This is a genomic window from Citrobacter sp. Cf125 (assembly GCF_030333935.1).
GTDB classification, from domain to species: domain Bacteria; phylum Pseudomonadota; class Gammaproteobacteria; order Enterobacterales; family Enterobacteriaceae; genus Citrobacter; species Citrobacter freundii.
This window is the reverse complement of record NZ_JAOWEY010000023.1, coordinates 493,520-513,952: the sequence shown is the minus strand read 5'-3', so window position 1 is coordinate 513,952 and position 20,433 is coordinate 493,520. Positions and strand designations below refer to the sequence as shown.

General features: G+C 54.6%; 21 protein-coding genes. 5 read left to right on the top strand and 16 right to left on the bottom strand.

Going from position 1 to position 20,433, the window contains the following annotated elements; all coding sequences use genetic code 11:
- Positions 1–14 precede the first annotated feature (14 nt).
- The 3 genes from rpoD to rpsU all read right to left on the bottom strand — a co-directional run bounded on the left by rpoD (position 15) and on the right by rpsU (position 4,304).
- Positions 15–1,862 carry an RNA polymerase sigma factor RpoD gene (gene rpoD, locus OGV89_RS12865; protein ID WP_286558712.1) on the bottom strand — a complete coding sequence of 616 codons (1,848 nt, stop codon included), beginning with the start codon at positions 1,860–1,862 and terminating at the stop codon, positions 15–17.
- A gap of 243 nt (positions 1,863–2,105) precedes the next feature.
- Positions 2,106–3,851, bottom strand: coding sequence for a DNA primase (dnaG, locus tag OGV89_RS12860; RefSeq protein WP_003024697.1), 1,746 nt, complete (start codon positions 3,849–3,851; stop codon positions 2,106–2,108).
- A 237-nt stretch (positions 3,852–4,088) separates the two neighbouring features.
- Positions 4,089–4,304, bottom strand: a complete 216-nt coding sequence (rpsU, locus tag OGV89_RS12855) for a 30S ribosomal protein S21 (protein WP_001144069.1) — start codon at positions 4,302–4,304, stop codon at positions 4,089–4,091.
- Between the two features lie 236 nt (positions 4,305–4,540).
- Between rpsU and tsaD the strand changes: the two genes are divergently transcribed.
- On the top strand, positions 4,541–5,554 hold the full coding sequence (gene tsaD / locus OGV89_RS12850) for a tRNA (adenosine(37)-N6)-threonylcarbamoyltransferase complex transferase subunit TsaD (protein ID WP_286558711.1): 1,014 nt from the start codon (positions 4,541–4,543) through the stop codon (positions 5,552–5,554).
- Positions 5,555–5,591: 37 nt separating this feature from the next.
- Here the strand turns inward: tsaD and ureG are convergent, their stop codons facing one another.
- The 10 genes from ureG to ttdA all read right to left on the bottom strand — a co-directional run bounded on the left by ureG (position 5,592) and on the right by ttdA (position 13,665).
- A complete protein-coding gene (ureG, locus tag OGV89_RS12845) occupies positions 5,592–6,209 on the bottom strand; it encodes an urease accessory protein UreG (RefSeq protein ID WP_003024692.1) in 618 nt (205 codons plus the stop codon).
- Between the two features lie 9 nt (positions 6,210–6,218).
- A complete protein-coding gene (locus OGV89_RS12840; protein ID WP_016151002.1) occupies positions 6,219–6,890 on the bottom strand; it encodes an urease accessory protein UreF in 672 nt (223 codons plus the stop codon).
- Positions 6,890–7,348 (bottom strand): urease accessory protein UreE, encoded by a 459-nt coding sequence (ureE, locus tag OGV89_RS12835; RefSeq protein WP_016151001.1) that lies wholly within the window; start codon positions 7,346–7,348, stop codon positions 6,890–6,892. Before ureE ends, OGV89_RS12840 begins: the two co-directional genes overlap by 1 nt.
- A gap of 9 nt (positions 7,349–7,357) precedes the next feature.
- Entirely contained in the window at positions 7,358–9,061 is a 1,704-nt protein-coding gene (gene ureC / locus OGV89_RS12830) for an urease subunit alpha (RefSeq protein WP_016151000.1), read from the bottom strand.
- The gene (locus tag OGV89_RS12825; RefSeq protein ID WP_003024680.1) at positions 9,054–9,374 is read right to left on the bottom strand and encodes an urease subunit beta; all 321 of its coding nucleotides are present in this window, start codon (positions 9,372–9,374) and stop codon (positions 9,054–9,056) included. The genes ureC and OGV89_RS12825 overlap by 8 nt, the downstream gene beginning before the upstream one ends.
- A 9-nt stretch (positions 9,375–9,383) precedes the next feature.
- Positions 9,384–9,686 (bottom strand): urease subunit gamma, encoded by a 303-nt coding sequence (locus tag OGV89_RS12820; protein WP_003024678.1) that lies wholly within the window; start codon positions 9,684–9,686, stop codon positions 9,384–9,386.
- Between the two features lie 10 nt (positions 9,687–9,696).
- The gene (locus OGV89_RS12815) at positions 9,697–10,521 is read right to left on the bottom strand and encodes an urease accessory protein UreD (RefSeq protein ID WP_286558853.1); all 825 of its coding nucleotides are present in this window, start codon (positions 10,519–10,521) and stop codon (positions 9,697–9,699) included.
- A gap of 121 nt (positions 10,522–10,642) precedes the next feature.
- Positions 10,643–12,106 carry an anion permease gene (locus OGV89_RS12810; protein WP_032937357.1) on the bottom strand — a complete coding sequence of 488 codons (1,464 nt, stop codon included), beginning with the start codon at positions 12,104–12,106 and terminating at the stop codon, positions 10,643–10,645.
- Between the two features lie 48 nt (positions 12,107–12,154).
- A complete protein-coding gene (gene ttdB / locus OGV89_RS12805) occupies positions 12,155–12,760 on the bottom strand; it encodes a L(+)-tartrate dehydratase subunit beta (protein ID WP_115454410.1) in 606 nt (201 codons plus the stop codon).
- Positions 12,757–13,665 carry a L(+)-tartrate dehydratase subunit alpha gene (ttdA, locus tag OGV89_RS12800; RefSeq protein ID WP_003846290.1) on the bottom strand — a complete coding sequence of 303 codons (909 nt, stop codon included), beginning with the start codon at positions 13,663–13,665 and terminating at the stop codon, positions 12,757–12,759. Before ttdA ends, ttdB begins: the two co-directional genes overlap by 4 nt.
- 212 nt (positions 13,666–13,877) lie before the next feature.
- Between ttdA and ttdR the strand changes: the two genes are divergently transcribed.
- On the top strand, positions 13,878–14,819 hold the full coding sequence (gene ttdR / locus OGV89_RS12795; protein ID WP_016150994.1) for an L-tartrate utilization transcriptional activator TtdR: 942 nt from the start codon (positions 13,878–13,880) through the stop codon (positions 14,817–14,819).
- Positions 14,820–14,850: 31 nt separating this feature from the next.
- Here ttdR and plsY read toward each other — a convergent pair whose 3' ends face one another.
- Positions 14,851–15,468, bottom strand: coding sequence for a glycerol-3-phosphate 1-O-acyltransferase PlsY (gene plsY / locus OGV89_RS12790; RefSeq protein ID WP_003024662.1), 618 nt, complete (start codon positions 15,466–15,468; stop codon positions 14,851–14,853).
- A gap of 106 nt (positions 15,469–15,574) precedes the next feature.
- On the opposite strand from plsY, the gene folB reads away from it, so the two are divergent.
- On the top strand, positions 15,575–15,943 hold the full coding sequence (gene folB / locus OGV89_RS12785; protein WP_003838117.1) for a bifunctional dihydroneopterin aldolase/7,8-dihydroneopterin epimerase: 369 nt from the start codon (positions 15,575–15,577) through the stop codon (positions 15,941–15,943).
- A gap of 86 nt (positions 15,944–16,029) precedes the next feature.
- Positions 16,030–16,848: an undecaprenyl-diphosphate phosphatase gene (gene bacA / locus OGV89_RS12780; RefSeq protein WP_003838118.1), complete on the top strand. Its 819-nt coding sequence runs from the start codon at positions 16,030–16,032 to the stop codon at positions 16,846–16,848.
- A gap of 97 nt (positions 16,849–16,945) precedes the next feature.
- On the opposite strand, the gene OGV89_RS12775 is transcribed toward bacA, so the two are convergent.
- Both OGV89_RS12775 and OGV89_RS12770 read right to left on the bottom strand, forming a co-directional pair.
- Positions 16,946–18,187, bottom strand: coding sequence for a multifunctional CCA addition/repair protein (locus tag OGV89_RS12775; protein WP_196614953.1), 1,242 nt, complete (start codon positions 18,185–18,187; stop codon positions 16,946–16,948).
- A gap of 61 nt (positions 18,188–18,248) precedes the next feature.
- Complete coding sequence (locus OGV89_RS12770; protein WP_003024650.1) at positions 18,249–18,869, bottom strand: TIGR04211 family SH3 domain-containing protein; 621 nt, start codon at positions 18,867–18,869, stop codon at positions 18,249–18,251.
- A 241-nt stretch (positions 18,870–19,110) separates the two neighbouring features.
- Between OGV89_RS12770 and OGV89_RS12765 the strand changes: the two genes are divergently transcribed.
- Positions 19,111–20,412, top strand: coding sequence for a CYTH domain-containing protein (locus tag OGV89_RS12765; protein ID WP_003838121.1), 1,302 nt, complete (start codon positions 19,111–19,113; stop codon positions 20,410–20,412).
- The last annotated feature ends 21 nt before the right edge of the window (positions 20,413–20,433 follow it).

Here is a 20,433-nt window from a genome sequence, read left to right as displayed (position 1 = left end):
AATAACAGAAACGATTAATCGTCGAGGAAGCTACGCAGTACTTCAGAGCGGCTCGGGTGGCGCAGTTTACGCAGCGCTTTCGCTTCGATCTGACGGATACGTTCACGGGTAACGTCGAACTGTTTACCGGCTTCTTCCAGCGTGTGGTCGGTGTTCATATCGATACCGAAACGCATACGCAGAACTTTCGCTTCACGGGCGGTGAGGCCCGCCAGAACATCGTGCGTTGCGGCACGCAGGCTCTCGGTGGTCGCAGAGTCCAGCGGCAGCTCGAGGGTGGTATCCTCGATGAAATCACCCAGATGCGAATCTTCATCGTCGCCGATCGGCGTTTCCATGGAGATAGGCTCTTTAGCGATCTTCAGCACTTTACGGATCTTGTCTTCCGGCATCAGCATGCGTTCAGCCAGTTCTTCCGGCGTAGGCTCGCGGCCCATCTCTTGCAGCATCTGACGGGAGATACGGTTGAGCTTGTTAATGGTCTCAATCATATGTACCGGGATACGGATGGTACGCGCCTGATCCGCGATCGAACGGGTGATCGCCTGACGGATCCACCAGGTTGCATAGGTGGAGAACTTGTAACCACGACGGTATTCAAACTTATCAACCGCTTTCATCAGACCGATGTTACCTTCCTGAATCAGATCCAGGAACTGCAGGCCACGGTTGGTGTATTTTTTAGCGATAGAGATAACCAGACGTAAGTTCGCTTCAACCATCTCTTTTTTCGCACGGCGGGCTTTCGCTTCACCGATGGACATGCGACGGTTGATATCTTTAACCTGCTCGATGGTCAGGCCGGTTTCTTCTTCAATCTGCTGCAGTTTCTGCAGGCCGCGGTGAACGTCATCTGCCACATCGTGCAGTTTTTCAGACCACGGTTTGTTCATCGCGATTGCCGCGTTGAACCAGGTTTCGCTGGTTTCGTTGCCAGTGAACAGGGTGATGAAGTTTTTCTTCGGCATTTTGCACTGCTCAACGCAGAGCTTCATGATCAGACGTTCCTGAGTACGCACGCGGTCCATCATGACGCGCATGCTGTTTACCAGGTAGTCGAACTGCTTCGGCACCAGGCGGAACTGTTTGAACACTTCGGACAGCTTCTGAATTTCTTCCTGCGCGGCAGCATGGCTGCGGCCTTTCGCTTTGATGGTGTCGCGAGTGATTTCGTACTGAGTACGCAGTTCACCGAATTTTTCACGCGCTAACTCAGGGTCGATGCTGTTGTCGTCATCGCTGCTGTCGTCGTCGCCATCTTCTTCATCTTCGTCTTCATCGTCATCCATCTCTTCCTGAGAGAGTTCAGAACCGACGTGGGTCGCCGTGGGCGCCATGTCTTCTTCCGCGTTTGGATCGACAAAGCCAGTGATCAGATCGGAAAGACGTGCTTCTTCAGCTTCTACGCGATCGTACTGCTCAAGCAGGTAGGTGATAGCTTCCGGGTATTCGGCAACGGAGCATTGAACCTGGTTAATCCCGTCTTCGATGCGTTTAGCGATGTCGATTTCGCCTTCGCGGGTTAACAGTTCAACGGTACCCATTTCACGCATGTACATGCGGACCGGGTCAGTTGTACGACCGATTTCGGACTCAACGCTGGACAGAACCTGGGCAGCCGCTTCTTCCGCGTCTTCATCGGTGCTGTTGGAGGTTTCAGCAAGCAGCAGATCATCGGCATCAGGTGCTTCTTCCATCACCTGAATACCCATGTCATTGATCATTTGGATGATGTCTTCGATTTGATCTGAATCGACGATATCTTCCGGCAGATGGTCATTGACCTCGGCATAGGTCAGATAGCCTTGCTCCTTACCACGTTGGACAAGAAGCTTCAGCTGTGACTGCGGGTTTTGCTCCATAAGACGGTATCCACACTTAATTCGTTTGATTGGTGTTGGGCGGTAAAACCGCCAACGGCAAAACGAGGGCATACTTATATTTTGCCGCTGCCTCTCCGTGCGGCTGTCGGGGGCTTCCCGATCGATATTCGGCAGTTAAGCCGTTAAATACTTCATCTTTCACGTTGTCTCTGCGTTAGCTGCGTTCGTTTACTTGCTGCCTTGATACAACGCGAATGATTTTGTCTTTGTTTTGTCTTTCTCTTATTTCTTGGCCAGTTCCTGGTTCAGCGTCCAGAGTTCCCGGCGTTCTTCGCTGCTTAAACCGTGTGTGCGCTCACGAGCTATCAACTCTTCCTGGCGCAGTTCAAGCATCGAATCAAACATATGGTTGAGTGAGTCGGTGAAGGTTTTTTCTGCGATATCTTTATCTGCTATATCGTCCCACATCGACAGTTTTTCAAGGGTCGCAGCATCATTTGTGCCACGATAGTGTTCTAAAAGTTGCCCGGTGGTCAGACCTGGCTGAGCCAGACAAGTGTTGACCAGTTCTCTGAATAAGCCAAGTCCAGGCAGCTTATTGCTATCCAGTGCGCCTAACGGTGGAACCAGCGGGGCGAGCTCCGGGTTCTGCACCAGCAACCCTATAAGTATACGCATGGTCGTACGTTTTAGCTGTGGAACAGGGCGGGAAGCCCCATTTTCTGCCAGTTTTGGCATTAAACGTTCAAGCTGGCTGTCATCCAGAATGCCGAGCTTGTTTCCCAACTCCTGTCGCAGGTAAATGCGCAACGTTTCGCCTGGTACTTGAGTAATCAGCGGTAATGCCAGCGTGCTGAGCTGTGCGCGTCCGTCTGGGGTACTCAAATCCACCTGCGGCAACAGGCTGTTAAATAAAAACGCAGAGAGCGGCAGCGCCTGCTCCATCCGGGCTTCAAAGGCCTCTTTCCCTTCTTTGCGCACCAGCGTATCGGGATCTTCGCCGTCAGGTAAAAACATAAAGCGTAGCTGGCGTCCGTCTGTCATATAGGGCAGTGCGGTTTCCAGCGCGCGCCATGCTGCGTCGCGTCCGGCACGGTCGCCGTCGTAACAGCAAATTACGTTGTTCGTTGCGCGGAACAACAGTTGGATGTGATCGGCGGTGGTTGACGTCCCAAGGGATGCCACGGCGTAGTTAATGCCGTATTGCGCCAGCGCCACCACATCCATATAGCCTTCTACCACTAACAGACGCTGTGGATCGGCGTTATCCTGCTGGGCTTCATAAAGACCATACAGCTGGCGACCTTTATGGAAAATATCGGTTTCCGGGGAGTTCAGATACTTCGGCAGGGCATCGCCCAGCACGCGTCCACCAAAACCAATGACCCGACCACGTTTGTCGCGGATGGGGAACATCACCCGTTCGCGGAAGCGATCGTAACTGCGTCCCTGATCGTTGGTGACCAACATCCCCGCATCAACCAGCGATTTGCGATTTTCAGCATTGCCGCCAAACCGTTTCAGGACGTTGTCCCAGCCGGGGGGCGCAAAACCAATAGCAAAACGGGTGATAACGTCGCTACTTAATCCTCGCTTTTCCAGGTATTGGCGCGCAGGGGTAGCGGCGGGTTGCATCAAAGACTGTTGATAAAAAGTGTTCAGGCCATCCATCAATTGATAAAGGCTTTGCCGTTGATGGCGCTCTATCTGACTGGGGCCACTGCCTGCTTCATAGGGCACTTCAAGGTTGTGCATTGCGGCCAGTTCTTCGACGGTTTCCACAAACTCGAGCTTGTCGTAGTTCATGAGAAAGTCGACGGCGTTGCCATGCGCGCCACACCCAAAGCAGTGATAAAACTGTTTTTCACCGTTTACGGTGAAAGAGGGGGTTTTTTCGTTATGGAACGGACAGCACGCGTGATAATTTTTGCCCTGCTTTTTCAGCTTTACCCGCGCGTCGATGAGATCGACGATGTCGGTTCTTGCCAGCAGGTCATTGATAAAAACGCGAGGAATTCGTCCAGCCATAAGCCCCTGTTTTTTGATGACTCATATACACAAAATCATTCAGGATGCATCAAGGCGGCAAGGAAGCGAATCCTCAGGAGCGTACAGTAGTACGTGACTGGGGTGAGCGACTGCAGCCAACACTGAGGCAGCTTGAATGATGACGTGTATAAACGAAAATAAGCCGCGCATTCCTTCCGGAAGCACGGCCTTACAACTACAACTCAGTCTGAATTGAGAGCTTTGGCTCTCAATAGATTAGTACAGACGAGTACGGCGTGCGTTTTCGCGAGCCAGTTTCTTCGCGTGACGTTTCACAGCAGAAGCTTTAGCGCGCTTACGTTCGGTAGTCGGTTTTTCATAGAACTCACGACGACGAACTTCCGCCAGAACACCTGCTTTTTCGCATGAACGCTTGAAGCGACGCAGTGCTACGTCGAACGGCTCGTTTTCACGTACTTTAATTACCGGCATGTAACTCTCACCTTTAATAAATTCGGTTTGCCGCTGGCATCAACGCCAGCTTATTTCAAAATGGTGCGGAATTTTACTGCAATTGCTGCTGCTTTGTAAAGCACCGACGCGATTTTGAAAGGGACTTTTATAAGGACAAGGAGTATACACGAGCGGAACTCCTGGGGCGAACAAAGTTTTACATCAACCCGCATTGGTCCTACACTGCGCGGTAATAGAGCGAGGTAAAACAAGTCATGCGTGTACTGGGTATTGAAACATCCTGCGATGAAACCGGCATCGCCATTTACGACGATGAAAAAGGTCTTTTAGCCAACCAATTGTATAGTCAGGTGAAATTACACGCTGACTACGGCGGCGTAGTGCCAGAACTGGCCTCGCGCGATCACGTACGTAAAACCGTACCGCTGATCCAGGCCGCGCTGAAAGAGGCGGGACTGACGACAAAAGAGATTGATGCGGTGGCGTATACCGCAGGTCCTGGTTTGGTTGGCGCGCTGCTGGTTGGCGCAACCGTAGGACGTTCGCTGGCGTTCGCCTGGGGCGTACCAGCAATTCCTGTGCACCACATGGAGGGTCATCTGCTGGCGCCGATGCTGGAAGATAATCCGCCTGCTTTTCCGTTCGTCGCGCTGCTGGTTTCTGGCGGTCACACGCAGCTGATCAGCGTCACCGGTATCGGTCAGTATGAATTACTCGGCGAATCGATTGATGATGCTGCTGGCGAAGCGTTCGACAAAACCGCCAAGCTGCTGGGACTGGATTATCCTGGCGGTCCAATGCTGTCAAAGCTGGCCTCGCAAGGCGTTGAAAAACGTTTTGTCTTCCCGCGCCCGATGACCGATCGTCCGGGGCTGGATTTCAGCTTCTCCGGGCTGAAAACCTTTGCCGCGAATACCATTCGTAATAACGAAAATGACGATCAGACGCGCGCAGATATCGCCCGTGCCTTTGAAGATGCGGTAGTTGATACGCTGATGATCAAGTGCAAACGCGCGTTGGATCAAACCGGTTTTAAACGTCTGGTGATGGCGGGGGGCGTGAGCGCGAACCGTACGCTGCGCGCAAAATTGGCTGAAATGATGCAAAAACGTCGTGGCGAAGTATTTTACGCGCGTCCGGAATTTTGTACCGACAACGGGGCGATGATCGCCTACGCGGGCATGGTGCGTTTTAAAGCGGGCGCAACGGCGGATCTTGGCGTAACCGTGCGCCCACGCTGGCCGCTGGCGGAATTACCGGCGGCGTGATTTTTTGCCCGGTGGCGCAATGTTACCGGGCAAGACGCTACATCCGCAGCATTCCTTTCTCTTCCAGAAACGCGATAATTTTTTCCAGACCCTCTCCGGATTTTAAATTGCTGAACGTCCATGGACGCTCCCCGCGCATACGCAGGGTATCGCGTTCCATCACCTCCAGCGAGGCGCCGACGTAGGGAGCCAGATCGGTTTTATTGATAACCAGAAAATCGGATTTAGTGATCCCCGGACCGCCTTTACGCGGGATCTTCTCGCCTTCGGCAACGTCGATCACATAGATCGTCAGATCCGCTAATTCCGGACTGAAGGTGGCGCTCAGGTTATCGCCACCGCTTTCGACAAAAATCAGATCCAGATTGCCGAATTTTTCGCTCAGCGCCTCTACGGCAGCCAGATTCATCGACGCATCTTCGCGGATGGCGGTATGCGGGCAGCCGCCGGTTTCCACACCGACGATCCGGTCTGGCTCCAGTGCGCCCGCCTCGGTGAGAATGCGCTGATCTTCTTTGGTGTAGATATCGTTGGTCACCACCGCCAGTTGATAGCTGCTGCGCATGGATTTGCATAACGCTTCCAGCAGCGCCGTTTTGCCGGAGCCGACCGGGCCGCCAACGCCCACACGCAGGGGATGCTTGTAGTTACTCATTTTTTCTCCTCAGGAGCGGAATAATCGGGAATATTGGGTTTCATGCCGGGCAGACGCGATAGCGGCCAACGGCGTTGCGGAGCCGAGACTGGCGTCAGGCGTCGCCAGCGCCTGTGCCAGACCCTGCGCATAGCGATCGCAGAGCGCAATAATCAAACGCTGGGCCGCCTGTTGTCCAAAAGGAACCAGCTTGACGCCAGCCATCACAGCGCTCTCAATCCAGCTGTAGCCGAGGCTTAACGCCAGTTCGGTCAGGGGAATTCTCCAGCGCACGGCCAGCCAGGCCATGCCGCAGAATTGGCTGTCGGTGAAGAGAGTGCGCCACTCTCGCGAGCAATCCGCCTCCCAGTCGGTGACCAGCCGCGTAAACGCCGCGCCCCGACTGCGTTCTTCATCCCGCAGTTCGCGAGTTTCCCGGCAGGCCAACAGGTAAGCGCTCCAGCGGCGCGCGGCGTCGAGATCGTCCTGCTCGCAGGCGCGATACAGTCTCGCCAGCAGCGGTAGGTCGACGGTAAAAAAGTTCTGCTCCATCTGTTGAATTTGCCAGTCAGAGAAGTCATCGACGCTTTTCACCCAGCCAATCTCCACCGCCCATTCCAGACCCTGGGACCAGGTAAACGACCCCACCGGGAGTGCGCTGCTGGCGAGCTGCATCAGACGCAACTGTTGGGTGTTATGCATCAGTGCGCATGGCCGTGATGATGCCCGTGTGATTCACTGGCATAAGCGCCTGCTTCCGGTTCAAACGGTAGTTGAGCGAACGTCACCTCGAGGTTGAACTGGCGCAGCATGGCGTCCAGCACATGATCGTGGTGGTAGCGCAGCTCATCCGGCAGGATTTGCAGCGGAACGTGGCGATTGCCGAGGTGATAACAGGCTTTGGCGAGTAGGAAAGGATCGGCGCAGCGCACCACGGAAACCGACTCCGGCGCGGCGATCACTTCGATCACCTCGCTGCCATCGTCGGTGGTCAGCAGGTCGCCACCGCGTAACAGCAAACCGCGCGGTAGCATCAGCCCGGCTTCGCGACCGTCGTTCAGCGCCACTCTGGCACGACTTTTTACCCGCATATCAATGGGTAGCGTGACGCTTGCGGTGACGCAGTGAGCGTGGTCAAGGCGTTGGGTCAGGTAGATCATCGTCACTCCTCAAAACAGAAAATAGCGTTGTGCCATCGGCAAAACGTTTGCCGGTTCGCTGGTAATCAGTTCGCCATCAATACGCACCTCGTAGGTCTGGGCATCGACGGTGATATTGGGTTGCAGGTCGTTGTGGATCATGTTGGCCTTTTTCACTGTTCTGCAGCCTTTAACGACGGCGATGGCGCTTTGCAGGTTGAGCTGCTGCGCGATGTTTTGCGCATCAGCGGCCTGCGAAATAAAGGTCAGCCGGGTGTGATGCCGCGCTGCGCCAAGTGCGCCGAACATCATGCGGTAATGCACCGGCTGTGGGGTGGGAATCGAGGCATTGATGTCGCCCATCGGCGCACAGACGATCATCCCGCCTTTAACGATCGTCGCCGGTTTTACGCCAAAGAATGCCGGTGACCACAACACCAGATCGGCCAGTTTGCCAGGTTCAACGGAGCCGACTTCATGGGCGATACCGTGGGTTAGCGCCGGATTGATGGTGTATTTGGCGACGTAGCGTTTAACGCGCAGGTTGTCGTTGTCGCCGGTTTCTTCTGCCAAAGGTCCACGCTGCGCCTTCATACGGTGTGCCACCTGCCAGGTGCGCAGGATCACTTCGCCCACGCGCCCCATTGCCTGTGAATCGGACGAGGTCAGGGAAAAGGCGCCAATGTCATGCAGCACATCTTCGGCAGCGATCGTTTCCCGGCGAATGCGTGATTCGGCAAAGGCTACGTCTTCGGCGATATCTGGATCGAGATGGTGGCAAACCATCAGCATGTCGAGATGCTCGTCGATGGTGTTGATGGTATAGGGCAGCGTCGGGTTCGTAGAGGAGGGCAGGATATTCGGATGCGCGCAGGCGGTGATGATATCCGGCGCATGACCGCCGCCCGCGCCTTCGGTGTGAAAAGTATGAATGGTGCGATCGCCAATCGCCGCCAGCGTATCTTCCACGAAACCGGACTCATTGAGCGTGTCACTGTGCAGCGCGACCTGGATGTCCATTTCGTCGGCCACGGTCAGTGCGCAGTCAATAGCGGCGGGCGTGGCACCCCAGTCTTCATGGATTTTCAGGCCAATTGCGCCCGCGGTGATTTGCTCGCGCAAGGCGTCAGGATTTGAGCCGTTACCTTTGCCCAGTAAACCGATGTTAACTGGTAACGTGTCTGCCGCCTGCAGCATGCGTGCGATGTACCACGGACCCGGCGTACAGGTGGTGGCGTGAGTGCCCGCGGCCGGACCGGTGCCGCCGCCGATCATCGTCGTCACGCCGGAAACCAGCGCCTCTTGCGCCTGCTGTGGGCAGATCCAGTGAATATGCGTATCCACGCCGCCTGCGGTGACGATCTTGCCTTCCCCGGCGATGACTTCAGTTCCCACGCCTATCGGGATCGTAACGTTGGGCTGAATATCGGGATTACCTGCCTTTCCGATGGCGAAGATCCTGCCGGCTTTGATACCAATATCCGCTTTCACGATCCCCCAGTGATCGACGATCAGCGCGTTGGTTATCACCAGATCCACACATGCATCGGCGCGCATTTGCCCCTGGCCCATGCCGTCGCGGATCACTTTTCCGCCGCCGAATTTGACCTCTTCACCGTAGGTGGTGAAGTCTTTTTCCACTTCGATCCACAGGTCGGTATCCGCCAGGCGCACTTTATCGCCAGTGGTTGGGCCAAACATGTCGGCGTACGCCTGCCGGGAAATGTCACTCATTATCTGCCTCCAGCGCGCCCATCACTTCGCTGCGAAAACCCACGATCCTTTGTGCGCCAGCAACGCGCACCAGTTCGACTTCGCGTTTTTGTCCTGGCTCAAAACGCACCGCTGTGCCCGCAGCAATGTTCAGACGAAAGCCGCGTGCGGCCAGCCTGTCAAAGTGCAGCGCCGGGTTCACTTCGAAAAAGTGATAGTGCGATCCCACCTGGATGGGCCTGTCGCCATGATTTTCCACCACGATCGTGCAGATCTCTCGCCCCTGATTAAGTGCGATACTGCCTTTTGCGATCTGATATTCACCTGGGATCATTGCCGCTCCTTAGACGATCGGGTTGTGGACAGTGACCAGCTTCGATCCGTCCGGAAACGTGGCTTCAACCTGAATATCCGGGATCATTTCCGGTACGCCTTCCATCACCTGATCGCGGCGCAGGACGTGACGCCCGTCCTCCATCAGCGCGGCCACGGTTTGCCCGTCGCGCGCCCCTTCCATGATGAAAGCGCTAATCAGCGCCACCGATTCCGGGTAGTTCAGCTTCAGCCCGCGGGCCAGGCGACGTTCCGCCACCAGCGCGGCGGTAAACAGCAACAACTTATCTTTTTCTCTGGGGGTCAGTTCCATAAGGGTTCTCTTAGGTTTGCCAGATTCTCGGTAGTACAGGCGTTTTATGTGTCAGCAGCGGGCGCAAAAATTGCCAGATGTCACGCATAACGCGCTGAACAACCAGGTTGTCGTTAGCAAGAAAACGGATTGTCAGCAGCGAGTCGTTAAGCGTTGCCCCGGCGTAATCGCCAAGCGCCATAAGCCGCTCCCGCGTGCCCTCCAGCATGTGTTCGTTGGCCGGATAACACAGCAACGTGCCGACCCAAGGATGATGCGCGACACCGCTCAGATTCCCCTCCTGCAATATCAAGCGTTCTATCAGCAGCGGCAGCCCATCTCGCCACACTTCCAGGCGATTTTGCAGCATGCCGTGGCTGAAAGTTTCCTGCATACCCGGTCGGCCAAGACACAGCAGATCCCAGGCCAGCAGGCGGCTTGCGGATGTCAGATTAAAGACGGTCTGAATAGCGGCGTTGGCGCCGGGAAAGAGGATCGTATCCTGCGGCAGCCACTCCAGCGTGGCGTGCGAGGCGAGGGTAAAATGCTGGCGCAGCAACGCTTGTGGCCCTCGGCTGCGATAAAACTTGCCCGCGCCGGGCTGGGTGATTAACGCATGGCTGTTTTCGTCGAGCGTGACGGCAATATGGAGCTCATCCCCGCCAACGATCCCCGCAGGTGGATGCAGCAAATAGAGATGGCAGACGTCCCCTTCCGGGTAAAACGGGCGCTGAACCGTCAATGGACCATGATGACGCGCCGAGGGGAGCACCGTTTTGTGCCCGGTGCAGGAAAAATGCAGTTCCAGTTCGGCCTGCCAGCCTCGTGTGAGTGTCTCGTGCGCAACCGTGTCCAGAGCGTTTCCCCTATCAGCATGAGGGTGTTTGCATACAAAAAAGTATGCCTCAGCGCATCGGGAAATCGATCATATGAGAAGCTTATGGATTAAGGGGCGACAATATGCCGCCCAAGGGAGATTACAGTAAAACGAGGGGCATCCAGATCAGACCGGTGATCACCAGCAGCACGAGGAAAATCAGGCCAAAAATAGCGCCGAGTCGCCAGTAATCCACCGTTGGCAAATAACCGCTGCCGTAGTAGATAGGGCTAGGACCGGTGGCGTACGGGGTCAGAATGCTGCCCAGGCCAATGGCGGCGCCGACCATCAGGCAGAAGACCGGTAGCGGGATTTCCGGCATTGCCAGCGCGGCGGCAATCATCATCGGCGCGAGGGCAGAGGTATACGCCGTGGCGCTGGCAAAGAAGTAGCGCAGCAGATAGAACACCACGATCAGCGCCACCATCACCATCATCGGCGAATAGCCGCTCAGTCCTCCCGCCAGCAGCTTGCCGAACCAGGTAATAAAACCGGTGTTATTGAGCCCGGTGGCGAGCGTTATCAGCGAGGCCAGCCAGAAAAAGACGTTCCATGCGGCTTTATTGCTGACGATGTCATCCCAGCTAATGATGCGTAGTACCAGCATCAACGCCACCACGCTGTATCCGACCATTGCGGCGTCAATGTAGTCGCCGCCGAAGATCCACAGCACTAACGCGCCGACCATCAGTACCAGCATCTTTTTCTCGCGAGCGCAGAGCGGTCCCATCGCTTTTAGCTCTGTATCCGCCCAACGTGGAACCTGATCGCCGGATTTCAGTACCGGTGGATACAGCAGGTACGCCAGCCACGGCACGATCAGCACCAGTAAAATGCTCAGCGGCAGCATGCCTAAGAACCAGTCGCCCCAGCTCAGCGCCGTGTGGGACGCGCCTTTCATCAGGCCGATCAACAGCAGATTCGGTGCCATCGCCGTTAAGAAAATAGCGCTGGTAACGCAGTCAGCGACAATGCCCATCCACATGATGTACGAGCCAATGGAGCGTGAACTGGCGCTATTGGGCTGCGAGTTATACAGCGGCGGCAGGTTGCGGATAATCGGGTAGATTATTCCGGCTCCGCGCGCGGAGTTGGAAGGCGTGACGGGAGCGAGGATAAGTTCGGAGAACATCACCGCATAGCCGAGAAATAACGTCCGGTGCCCCATCTTTTTCACCAGCATCAGCGCGATTCGCCGACCAAGGCCGGTTTTCTCATAGCCGGTACCAAACATAAAGGCCGCGAAGATCAGCCAGATGACCGAGTTTGAGAATCCAGATACCGCCCACGACAGTGATTTGGCGGTAAATTTAAAACCGTCCTGCGCGAGTTGCTCCGGACTGAACAGCAGCCACGGTGAAAGGACAGCGATGATCGAAATGCCAATCATCGCCACCACCGCGCCCGGTACAGGTTCCAGAATAAGCCCGACAATCACACCGGTAAAGACGGCAAAATAGAGCCAGGTGTGACTCTCAAGACCGGTGGGGACGGGCAGAACAGCAATAATGGCGATGACCACCAGCGGAGCCAGGTATCGCCACCAACCAGCTAAAGGTGCCATTGTTGTATCCCTGCGAAGAGGGAGAGGCGTTATGCCCCTCCGGGAGGGTTATTTGATGTAGTGCACGTGCTCGCAGATTTCTTCGACGATAGGATCGCGACGTTCAGCGAACAGCTTTTTGTTTTCGGCAATAAGGTTATTACCGTGAGTATCGATGGAAACGATCAGCGGGCCGAACTCTTTTACCCGGCATACCCACAGAGATTCCGGCATGCCGAGTTCGGTCCAGTGTACCTCTTCAATTTCTTCAACCTGAGTAGCCGCCACGACCGCGCAGCCAGCCGGAAAGATGACGTGCAGTGCTTTAAACTGTTTGCAGCCTTCTTCCGTCAGCGGCCCCATGCCGCCTTTGCCGACCACCAGCTTGACGCCCGTCTGCTCGATGAACTCTTTCTCAAACGCTTCCATACGCATACTCGTGGTTGGACCGACGGAGACCATCTCCCATTTTTCACCGTTTTTACGGACGATCGGGCCCGCATGGAAAATGGCTTTGCCGTTCAGGTCATAAGGAATCGGGCGCTTCAGTTCGATCAGGCGACGGTGGCAAACGTCACGGCAGGTCACCAGCGTGCCAGTCAGGTAAATGACATCGCCAACGCGAATGTCTGCCAGATCTTCGGCTTTGATCGGGGTTGTGAGGATCTTTTTCATAACGCGCTCCGGGTGTGAGACAGGTTTTCGAAGGAGAGGTCGGCATGAACCAACAGCGTGCCGCGACGATGCGCCCAGCAGCCGGTAGAGACGGCAACGCCGATAGTCGACGGGTGGCGCGCGGCGGATTCGATATGTACGCCCATCACTGAGCTATTCCCGGTCAACCCTTGCGGCCCAATGCCCAGACGGTTAAGTCCTTCTTCCAGGCGCAGTTCCAGTTCTGCCGCTTTTGGGTTTGGATGGCGTGATCCGATTGGGCGCAGCACCGCTTTACGAGAAAGCACGGCAGCGGTTTCTACAGAGGTGGCAATACCTACGCCCACCAGCACTGGCGGACAAGCGTTGACTGCCAGCGTGGAGATATTTTCGAAGACAAATTTCACCACGCCTTCGTAGCCTTCAGAAGGCATTAACACTTTCGAGCGCCCCGGCAGCGTACAGCCGCCGCCTGCCATGTAGACTTCGATTTCCGCGTCATCGTTATCAGGGATGATGTCCCAGGTGACCCACGGCACACCGGTACCGGTATTTTTTCCGGTATTCACTTCGTCAAAAATCTCAACCGCGTTATGGCGCAGCGGCGCTTTTACCGTGGCATCTTCAACAGCCTGCTTCAGAATGCTTTGCAGTTCGCCAAGTAGCGGAAAACGGGAACCGACCTTCACGAAGAACATAATCTCCCCGGTGTCCTGACAGGCAGGGCGGTTCAGGTCGATAGCTTTCTGCATGTTGTCAAACATGGTGTGGTAGATGATTTTACCCATCGGCGAGGTTTCGCCTTCACGCAGCTGTTTTAATTTATCCACAACATCGTCAGGCATGCGGGTAGAAATCATGGCGGTAAAGTCGGCGACAATGTTCGTCAGCGTAGCTATCGCATGTTGGTTATTTTGATTGCTCATCTTATTAACTCCAGTTCTTTTATTTGTCTGGAAATAAATTCTCCGCCACAAACTACCACTAAAAATGTGGTTTTATATTATTTGGCACTGTGAATATCTAATTAACAGTTCGTGAATGATGTCCAGATAAGGCAATAAAAATTGCGCCAGGGCAGGGTTTAATACGTATGGGAGAATTACACTGCGGTTAATCACATTACGGATTACCGATCATGCTGAATACGTATCCCCTGGCGAAAGACCTACAGGTGCTGGTTGAAATTGTTCATAGCGGCAGCTTTAGCGCCGCCGCTGCGACGCTGGGCCAGACGCCAGCGTTTGTGACGAAGCGCATTCAGATCCTCGAGTCCACGCTAGGGGCTACGTTGCTAAGCCGCTCGGCGCGAGGCGTGGCGCTAACGGAGAGTGGCCAACGTTGCTATGAACACGCGCAAGCGATCCTCGCAGGTTATCAACATTTGGTCGATGACGTTACGCAACTCAAAACGCGTCCGGCAGGGATGATTCGTATCGGCTGTAGCTTTGGTTTTGGGCGCAGTTATATTGCACCGGCAATTACAGAATTGATGCACAGCTATCCTGAATTACAGGTACATTTTGAACTTTACGATCGGCAAATTGATTTGGCGCAGGATAATATCGATTTGGATATTCGTATCAATGATGAAATTCCTGATTATTATATTGCTCATTTGTTAACGAAAAATAAAAGGATATTATGCGCAGCACCGACGTATTTACAAAAATACGGTGAGCCGACGACGTTACAGGAATTAATTCGGCATGATTGTCTGGTCACCAAAGAACGGGATATGACTCACGGGGTGTGGGAACTGGATAACGGTCAGGAGAAAAAGTCGGTTAAGGTGGCGGGACATCTTTCTTCTAACAGCGGTGAGATTGTGCTGCAGTGGGCGCTACAGGGAAAAGGGATCATGCTGCGTTCTGAATGGGACGTACAACCGTTTCTGGCCAGCGGTGAACTGGAGCGGGTGCTGCCGGACTATGCGCAGAGCGCTAATATCTGGGCGGTTTATCAGGAGCCGCTGTATCGCAGCGTGAAGCTTCGCGTGTGCGTGGAGTTTCTGGCGACGTGGTGTCAGAACCGATTAGGCAAACCGGTGGAGGGGTATCACATCCCCGAGGCCGGATAAGACGCCGACGCGTCGCTATCCGACAATAAAATCACTCGGGGTCTTTTTCGCGTTTTTTCTTTAGCTTGGTCCAGATCTTCGGCTCCTGACGACGCCACAGACGTTGAATGTTGTCATGGTGACGAAGCAGAATTAAGCACGACAACATGGACACCGGAAAAGTGAACTGGGGATTGAACCACCAGACGTAAAAAGGGGCGATCAGCGCACTGACGATAGCGCCTAACGACGAATAGCCGCTTAACAGGACGGTTAGTAGCCAGGTTCCGGCCATCACGCCGGTTAAGTCCCAGCCAATCGGCGCAATTGCGCCAAAGGCGGTGGCAACGCCTTTTCCACCTTTAAAGCCGAAAAATACCGGCCAAATGTGTCCCAGACAGGCGGCGATTGCGATCAATCCCAGCCAGAAGGGGCTGACGCCTAGCGCATAGGCACCCCAGACGGGTAACATACCTTTCAGGACGTCGAAAATCAGTACCGCGACGGCGGCTCCCTTGCCACCGATGCGCAGCACGTTTGTCGCGCCCGGATTCCCAGAGCCGCTGTCGCGCGGGTCCGGCAATCCAGCAAGGCGGCATACCAAAATAGCACTGGAAATTGAGCCACAGAGGTACGCGAAGATAATCATTCCAGGCGCGATTGCACTCATAAGCTGTTCCGTTTTGAAAATGTCGTGTAAAACGCTACTTCTGTGGATAATACGCATATTTCGCCGGAAGTGGTATCCGGGTTAGCCAAAAAGCAGGCAGGTCGTGATGGATATTGTATTTATAGAGCAACTTTCTGTAATCACCACTATTGGTGTTTACGACTGGGAACAAACGATCGAACAACGGTTGGTGTTCGATATCGAAATGGCATGGGATAACCGCAAATCAGCTAAAAGCGATGATGTGGCTGATTGCCTGAGCTATGCTGATATTGCTCAAACGGTTGTTAATCATGTGGAAGGTGGGCGTTTTGCGCTGGTAGAACGTGTGGCGGAAGAGGTGGCGGATTTGCTACTTAACCGCTTTAATTCACCGTGGGTGCGGATCAAACTCAGCAAACCTGGCGCGGTAGCTCGTGCGGCAAACGTCGGGGTCGTCATTGAGCGTGGCAATAATCTGAAAGAAAATAATTAATTTAATAATTTCTAAATCAAACGGGTATAAAAGAGTCCTTTCGTCGGCTCTTTTTTGCCGTGTTTTCTCTATCTAGGGGTTTATTAATGAGTGATATGCACTCGCTGCTGGTGGCGGCAATTTTGGGTGTGGTCGAAGGATTGACGGAATTTTTACCTGTTTCCAGTACCGGCCATATGATTATTGTTGGCCACCTGTTGGGTTTTGAGGGTGATACCGCAAAAACATTCGAGGTGGTGATCCAATTGGGGTCTATTCTGGCAGTGGTGGTGATGTTCTGGCGACGTTTGTTTGGCCTGATCGGCATTCACTTCGGCAAGGCCCCGCATGAAGGTACTGGCAAAGGTCGACTGACGCTGGGGCATATCCTGTTGGGGATGATTCCGGCGGTTGTACTGGGACTGGTGTTCCACGACACCATCAAGTCGCTGTTTAACCCGATCAACGTGATGTATGCGCTGGTGGTGGGTGGTGTACTGCTGATTGCCGCAGAATGCCTGAAGCCGAAAGAGCCGCGCGCGCCGGGTCTGGATGATATGACCTATCGCCAGGCGTTTATGATTGGCTGTTTCCAGTGTCTGGCGCTGTGGCCGGGTTTTTCTCGCTCAGGGGCGACGATTTCTGGCGGCATGCTGATGGGCGTGAGCCGTTATGCGGCTTCTGAGTTTTCATTCCTGCTGGCGGTGCCGATGATGATGGGCGCGACGGCGCTGGATCTCTACAAGAGCTGGTCGTTCCTTAGCGCATCAGATTTACCGATGTTTGCAGTCGGTTTTGTGACGGCGTTTATCGTGGCGCTGGTCGCGATCAAAACCTTCCTGCAGCTGATTAAGCGTATCTCGTTCATTCCGTTTGCGATTTACCGCTTTGTTGTGGCGGCTGCCGTCTATGTGGTTTTTTTCTGATCGCCACTAAATGCCGGATGGCGCTGCGCTTATCCGGCCTACGGGCGTAATATGTAGGCCGGATAAGGCATTTATGCCGCCATCCGGCAACGTCAGTTTAATGGGCAGGTTTAGGACACCGCTTCTCCTTCCAGTTGGCCACCGCCGCAATGCGACGCCGGGTCAGTTCCTCGCGAATAGCCTGACCTTTGAATCCCTCTTCCACGACATCTTTCGTGGGAACCGCCTGTGCAACCAGCCAGGCTTCACGCAACAGCCTGCCTTGTGGGTAATCCGCCGCTTCAAAACCGGTTCGCCCACGCACGTCGGCCTCGCTGGTGAGGGCGATTTGCTCCACGCGCTGCGGTTTGCGCCATGCATCGATGGAATCAAACAGCTTAACGATGGTTTTCGGTTGCAGGATCGGGAAGGTATGAATCAGGTCGTGGAACTCGGCCACCAGTTTGGCTAAATCACGGATGTCATTCGGCACGCGCAGGCGCTGACACAGTTGCTCGACCAGCTTAACACCCGCCGGACCGTGGCCATGATGGCGCGGCCATAGCGCTTTAGGCGTTAATGCTTTGCCAAGATCGTGGCACAGCGTGGCAAAACGCACGTCGACCTCCGGGCTTAACATGGCTGCCATCGACAGCGTCATCAGCGTGTGAATACCGGTATCAATTTCCGGGTGCCACTGCGCGGGCGCGGGAACGCCGAACAGAGCATCCACTTCAGGAAACAGAACGTGCAGTGCGCCGCAGTCGCGCAGGACCTGAAAAAATACCTGTGGGTTGCGGGTGGTTAAGGCGCTTTCCGTTTCTTTCCACACGCGCTCTGGCGTCAAGTGTTCCAGCTCGCCAGCGGCGTTCATATCGCGCATCAGCGTCATGGTTTCGTCGGCAATACGAAAGCCAAGGTGCGCATAGCGGGCAGCAAAGCGCGCTACGCGCAGCACGCGCAGTGGATCTTCGCTAAAAGCCGGGGAAACATGACGCAGCAGGCGGTTTTCCAGATCGTCGCGTCCGTTATACGGGTCGATAATCTCCCCGTTGTCATCGCGGGCCATTGCGTTGATGGTCAGGTCGCGCCGCTGAAGATCGGCCTCCAGCGTCACATCTGGCGCGGCGTAGCAGGTGAATCCGGTATATCCCGAACCTGATTTGCGTTCAGTACGCGCCAACGCATACTCTTCCCGGGTTTGCGGATGCAGAAACACGGGAAAATCGCGGCCTACCTGTTGGTAACCCGCGTCGAGCATTCCTTGCGGCGTGGCGCCGACAACGACCCAATCTTTATCTTTAATCGGTAGCCCTAATAACGCATCCCGAACAGCACCACCGACCAGATAAATCTTCACGCCACTTTCCTTTTGAAAAAAACATCCCTTAATCATATGTCAGTGTGGCGGAGAAGGCGATTCAGTTCATCCAGCGATCTTTGCGTTTACGGCTTGGGATCATGTGTGGCAGAACCAGACCGAGCAGCAGACCAAGACCCAGCACGCCGCCGCCATACATAAACCATTGCATGATGATAGTACGCTGCTTGTCATCAAGCTGAAGGTTGGCTGCGCTCACCTTCTTTTGCGCCACGATAAGTTCGTTCTTCAGCTTCTGGTTTTCTTGTTTCAGCCCGTCAATCACGCTGTCGCTCTGCGCTACCTTTTGCTGCATGTCGGCGGTACGCTGATTCCATGTGGTATCGATATTATTGAGCTTATCGGTCAAGATCTTAACCTGGTTTTCCAGGTCGGGAACGCGGGTACGCAGGCTCGGCGTACTGTTCAGCTCTTTCAGTGGGATCCAGGCGGTACGTCCGGTGCTGTCTTTCACCTGAGCGTAATTAGTATTGGCATCGGTCTGTAATAGCGTGACTTCCTCGCCGGCGTTAACCGTACCCACGAGGCGATAATTATCTCCCGGACCGCTGCGGACCCAGGTGTTCAGTTCGTCAGAGACATAGCGCTTTTCTTCGGCATGAGAGACTGCAGTGGCGCTAAGTGCGAGTAAAGTTAATCCAATCAGGCGTAATTTTGGCATCAGGCTGTCGTTATTGTCATAGAAAGTGGAACGATAGTAGTGGCATCAGTGTCTCTACGCAAAGCATTCGACATCAATCGGAATCATCTGTGTCCTTTTTGCCACCACTCGAAACTTTTACGCCCGTCAAATTGCTCGTTGCATGGCAATTTGGCGCAAAATACTATCTACTGACCATAAAGAACGAACTTAGTTCGCAGTCAGTTTTCTCAACTGTGACATAACCCATAAGTACAAGACCATGGCCCAGGAAATCGAATTAAAATTTATCGTTAATAGTGACGCTGTCGATGCGCTACGTGAACGTCTGAATACGCTGGGGGGAGAGCATCATGCACCCAGCCAGTTGCTGAATATTTACTACGAAACGCCGGATGCGTGGTTGCGTGGTCACGATATGGGGCTGCGTATTCGCGGTGAAAACGGTCATTACGAAATGACCATGAAAATTGCCGGACGCGTGACGGGCGGCCTGCATCAGCGACCGGAATTTAACGTTGCGCTGGACGCGCCTGAGCTGGATCTCGCCTTGTTCCCAACGGAAGCCTGGCCTGATGGCAAACTGCCCGCTGAACTTGCTTCTCAAGTGCAGCCGTTGTTCAGCACCGATTTTTTCCGTGAGAAATGGTTGGTTGATGTTGATGGCAGCCGGATTGAAATGGCCCTCGATGTGGGGGAAGTGAAAGCGGGCGAGTTTGCAGAACCTATCTGTGAGCTTGAACTTGAACTGCTAAGCGGCGATACCCGTGCGGTACTGAAACTGGCAAACCAGCTGGTTTCGCAAACCGGTTTACGCCAGGGCAGTTTGAGCAAAGCCGCGCGCGGTTATCATTTGGCCCTGGGGAATGCGCCGCGCGAACTCAAACCGACGCGGATTTTGAAGGTTCCGGCGAAGGCAAGCATTGAGCAGGGGTTGGAAGCGGCGCTGGAGCTGGCATTATCACAGTGGCAGTACCACGAAGAGCTGTGGGTACGCGGCGTTAAAGGGGCGAAAGCCGAGGTGCTGGCGGCAATGGGGCTGGTGCGTCACATTCTGATGTTGTTTGGCGGTAATGTGCCACGAAAAGCGAGCGCTCACTTACGTGATTTGCTGACCCAATCGGAAGCGATCATTGCGTCGGACGTTTCTGCTATTTCGGCGGTTTACAGTACGCAAACGGCAATGGCCAAGCTGGCGCTGACCGAATGGCTGGTGACCAAAGGATGGCAGCCGTTCCTGGATGCGAAGGCGCAGGGCAAAATTGCCGACTCCTTTAAGCGCTTCTCTGATACCCATCTTTCACGCCATGCCGCTGAGCTGAAAACCGCTTTTGCGCAGCCGTTGGGCGATCAGTACGCCGATCAGCTTCCACGTTTGACGCGCAACATTGATAGCATGCTGATGCTGGCGGGATACTACGACGAAAATGTCGCATCAGAATGGATCGCTACTTGGCAGGGCTTACGTCGCGCCATTGCGGCCAACCAATATATTGAAATTGAACACTTCCGCAACGAGGCGATCGCGCTGGAACCGTTCTGGCTGCACAGCGGAAAACGATAATCAGGGCCGAGGCCGGGATGC